This window comes from Gracilibacillus suaedae (assembly GCF_017599345.1).
In the GTDB taxonomy this organism is placed as follows: Bacteria; Bacillota; Bacilli; order Bacillales; family Amphibacillaceae; genus Gracilibacillus; species Gracilibacillus suaedae.
On record NZ_JAGFVL010000052.1, the window covers coordinates 1 to 4410 of the forward strand.

A 4410-nucleotide genomic window follows, 5' to 3' on the forward strand; every position below is an offset into this window, starting at 1 on the left:
ATACTCCCTCTATATACTAACGTATTCTCTTGATTACTCTGTTTTTCTTAGAATTTCATCTACATATCAAGGACTACTTCACATCATAACTGGAGTCAACCAAATCATTTAGGGAATGATGGTGAAAAAGGGTGTACTTAATAAGCCATTCTTTCTGTTTTGAAAAAAATGGTAATTAGTTGTGCTATGATCGCACTCCATTCCCACAGTACTCATGGCGACAAACCCTCCCATATCTCACAGCGTCTTTGCGCATACATTCCTTCGTTCGGTCTATCCATGAAGTGGGGCCGGCGATGCTTTCCTCCAGGGTCATTGCCCGATCGTATATAAGTTTGCCGGCTGCTCCGTGGCTTCAGATGTTGTGTTTGTTTTCTTGATGTCATTCATGTGTTTCTATTTAAGATAATCTTTCATTCATACGCTACTATCGTCTGTAGTCTTTCTTTCACTACACTCTATTCATTGCACGGCTTGATGTGGAGAGGTGGGCATGATACCCTGATCCAACAGAGCCAATTTTTTACCATTTGATTCCTTGGCGAGGAGATCATGCCCATAGAGGCTCCATGTCAAGCCACTTAGGTATAACTGTCATTCCATGAAGAGAACATTACCAAATCTTTTGTTATACGGCATCTTTTAAACGAAAATGTGGGATATCCTGTAACATCTTTTCTGGACGAAAGGCTACTTGTTTCTTTCCAATGGCAAATAATACACGAATTAACTTACAACATAATGCAATTAAGGATTGTTTTTTCTTCAATGGATTTTCTTTTCTTGTCGTAAAATATTCATGTATTGCCTTAAATGCAGGATTGTGATTCACCAATGGCAGAATGACTTTAAACAACAGAGCACGTAATTTCGGGCGCCCTCTCTTCGTGATGATGGTTCTGCCTTTCCATTTACCGGACGTGGCCAGTTTCAAATTTAATCCTGCCAATTTAATGATTTGTTCAGGATGCGTATAGTTGCTTATATCGCCCACTTCTGCATAGAATGATGCGATCGTTACCTTGCCAACCCCTTTCATATCATCCATTTCTTTCACGCCTGGGATGGTATCTAGAAACTCCTCTACCACTTCCCATGCCTCTTCTATTTTCTCTTGAAGCAGGACATATTGTTCCATTAATGTTTTCAGTTTTAACCTAGCTAGGGTTTTTCCTTCTTGTATGCCAACAGAATGTCCGGCAACTTCTTTTAATTGTCGGATCTTTTTCAATCCCACTCCTTTTTTGACTGCTTTACGAATTTCATGCAAGATGGTAATGTCCTCTGTTTGGACGATTTCATCCGGAAACAATCCCATCTTGAGGACTTCCAAAGAGGCTTTTCCTTCCCAGTTGGAAAAGACCGTTGTATATTCAGGAAAATACCGGTCAATCCATTGATGAACACGACCTTTTACTGCTTGAAAATCCTTTATTAATTGCTCGTACAAATTCATACCTTCTCGCAGTTCTGCATAGATACCTTCTGGTAAATTCGGTTCCGAATAACGCCCATCTTGGATGAGACGGGATATTACTCTGGCATCTTTTACATCATTTTTGGTTGGTGAATTATCATCCAATTCTTTTGATTTCTTGACATGAGCCGGGTTGACAACAACGACTTTTAGCTGTTTTCCTTTTAACCAATAAGTTAAAGGTAACCAATAATGTCCCGTTGGTTCCATCCCCATGATAATATCCGTTTTTTCATGCTGGACGCATAATTCATCTTTCCAACACATGAGGCTCTCAAAGCCTTCCCATGAGTTATCAAAGTATAAAGCTTTTCCAAACTGTATGCCACGAAAATCTTGCGCACGTGCAACGTGTTTGTTTTTGGCGATATCAATCCCGATAATTAATGTTTGTTCCGTTACTTGTGATATTTTTTCATTTTGTTTATAATACATAATAGTCCTCCTTGGTTCTAATTAAGGGTCCTTTTCGCTGATCAGCTTTGGACACCTCGTATCATACCAAGGGGGTATTTTTTATTCAATACCCATTTTGCTTTATTACAGGAATGCTTTCCTAACAAATGAAAAGGTATGGAAAGCTTCCATACCTTCATTGTATTAATAGGGGCCACGAATATGATCGTGTACTTCATTTTTATAAAAGTTGCGTATTTTTTCTAACTCTTGGTTGGAGAACTCTGGAACGTTAACTGCTGCCAGGTTATCTTCGACCTGTTTTACTGTTTTAAAACCTGGAATCACGGAAGAAACAGCTTCATGGCTTAAGATCCATTTCAATGCTGCCCTTGTCATATTGCCTCTTCTTTCTGCAATCCATTCTAATTGCTTACTCAACTCTACGCCTTTAGTAAAAGGCAAACCAGCAAAAGTTTCTCCGACATTAAATGCTTCACCATTCTGATTAAACTTACGGTGATCATCATCTTCGAACTCGTGATTAGTAGAGAATTTGCCTGTTAACAATCCACTAGCTAACGGTACCCTAGCTAGGACACCGACATTCTTCTCCTGTGCAACCGGGAATAACTCCGTGATTGGCTTTTGGCGAAACATGTTAAAGATCACTTGTAAAGCTGCTACATTCGGGTTTTCCATGGCTAGCAAGCCTTCTTCCACTGTCTCGACACTAACACCATAGTGACGAATTTTTCCTTGTTGCTGTAATTTATCCAATACTTCAAATACAGCTCCATCTTGAAGGATTTCAATTGGCGGACAATGGATTTGAATCAAATCTAACTGTTCACGCTGTAGTCTGCGTAAACTATTTTCTACATAATTAGTTACTGATTCTTTTGAATAGGTCATAGGGTCCTGTATATCTCCGGCACGACAAAATTTGGTTGCGATATAAATCTTGTCTTCTTTCCCTTTCGTTGCTCTCGCAAGTAACTCCTCACTGTGGCCATCTCCATATACATCGGCAGTATCAAAGAAATTTACCCCAGCATCCATAGCACGTGCCAATCCGTTTAATGCTTCCTCATCATTGGTTTGGCCCCATGCACCACCTATCGCCCAGGTGCCAAAGCTTAACTCACTTATTTTCATATCTGTTTTGCCAAATTGACGATATTGCATTAAGTCTCTCTCCTCTTATTAATTGTTTACTTTTACATAATCACGCCAGTTGTGAACAGGCTGCCAATCTAATACTTCTTTTGCCTTTTTATTACTTAATAATGTTTGATATCCTTCTATTGGCTCACGAAAATCGGCTACATTAGGGAAGCATGTCTCTATCAGCTCTTTACTTGTGATATCCATACTGGAGTTGTCAGCAGCAAGGTTTAGAGCTACTGTTCCTAGCCCATCCTTTTCGACTGCTAATCGATAAGCTGCTCCAGCATCTCGTGCATCAATATAACTCCATAAAATCGGCTTACGTAATTCGGGCTTATGTATAAACGCTGGGAAATTCTCATACATTTGTGGAGCGATGACATTGCCTACCCGCATCGACACAACTTGCATACCTGTACGTTGATGAATCATGTCAGCTGTTTTTTCGTTAACGATTTTAGAAAGACCATAACTATCCTCTGGCATTTGCGGATGTTCCTCATCGACAGGTACATATAAAGGTTGTAAGTCTTGTTTACTAAAGACAAGCCCGTAGGATGATTCACTAGAAGTAATCACTGCCTTTTTGATTCCTAGTGTACCTGCTGCTTCTAAAATGTTATAAGTTGACATGACGTTATTTTGAAATGTCACTTCATTTGGATGAGAATACGCTACCGGTATCGCTGCTAAGTGAACGACAGCATCTGCACCTTCAAGCACTCCGTACACTTCACCAAGATTGGTTAAGTCTGTAATAATTGTTTTACATTTAGGATCCTTCGGATGTTTTTGATCGACATTTACTACCTCATAATTATGATCCAAGAATTCCTGAATAACAGACGGCCCTAACAAACCACTCCCACCTGTAATCACTACCTTTGTCATATCGATGCCACCTTCCCCTTCTTTGTTTGCGTTTTCACACACTATTATACGTGCTTTCACCAAAGAATTAAAAGAATCCGCTCAACCCTGCTTTTTTATCTAATTCGTAGTAGATATATACTGCGAAGTAGTGAAAATACTGTTTGTTCGAAATTAAATGCACAGTCACCTATGAAGTAATTTTGACATATATCGTGATCATAACTGCCACTCCGGCTGCCCACTTCCCTTTCCGTGGGGTTTGTCCTTCAGCTAACTTTTTCGAGCCAAAACCGCTCGAAAAAGTGGATCTTCAGGTCAAACAATTCCCACAGGAGTGAAAGTGGGCGGCCTTCGTTAAGATATGCCCTACAACACTAATCCGAAATCAACCAATCGAATTCTCCACCATATGTATTTCCATGAGTTCTATCCTTTCTATAACCAGAGCACAACAATAGCGTAGGCAGAATACGGAGACTCCTGTGGGAACTCAC

Annotated in this window: 3 protein-coding genes; all 3 read right to left on the minus strand. The window is 39.9% G+C overall.

Going from position 1 to position 4410, the window contains the following annotated elements:
* Positions 1-628: 628 nt before the first annotated feature.
* A complete protein-coding gene (locus J5J03_RS15190; protein ID WP_208587795.1) occupies positions 629-1912 on the minus strand; it encodes an IS110 family RNA-guided transposase in 1284 nt (427 codons plus the stop codon).
* Between the two features lie 165 nt (positions 1913-2077).
* The gene (locus J5J03_RS15195) at positions 2078-3061 is read right to left on the minus strand and encodes an aldo/keto reductase (RefSeq protein WP_208590656.1); all 984 of its coding nucleotides are present in this window, start codon (positions 3059-3061) and stop codon (positions 2078-2080) included.
* A gap of 18 nt (positions 3062-3079) precedes the next feature.
* The gene (locus tag J5J03_RS15200; RefSeq protein ID WP_208590657.1) at positions 3080-3934 is read right to left on the minus strand and encodes an NAD-dependent epimerase/dehydratase family protein; all 855 of its coding nucleotides are present in this window, start codon (positions 3932-3934) and stop codon (positions 3080-3082) included.
* Between the last annotated feature and the right edge of the window lie 476 nt (positions 3935-4410).

Excerpts from the sequence above, each read along its gene's own strand:
- J5J03_RS15190 (WP_208587795.1), bottom strand. The coding sequence starts at position 1,912 with ATGTATTATAAACAAAATGAAAAAATATCACAAGTAACGGAACAAACA.
- J5J03_RS15200 (WP_208590657.1), bottom strand. The coding sequence starts at position 3,934 with ATGACAAAGGTAGTGATTACAGGTGGGAGTGGTTTGTTAGGGCCGTCT.
- J5J03_RS15195 (WP_208590656.1), bottom strand. The coding sequence starts at position 3,061 with ATGCAATATCGTCAATTTGGCAAAACAGATATGAAAATAAGTGAGTTA.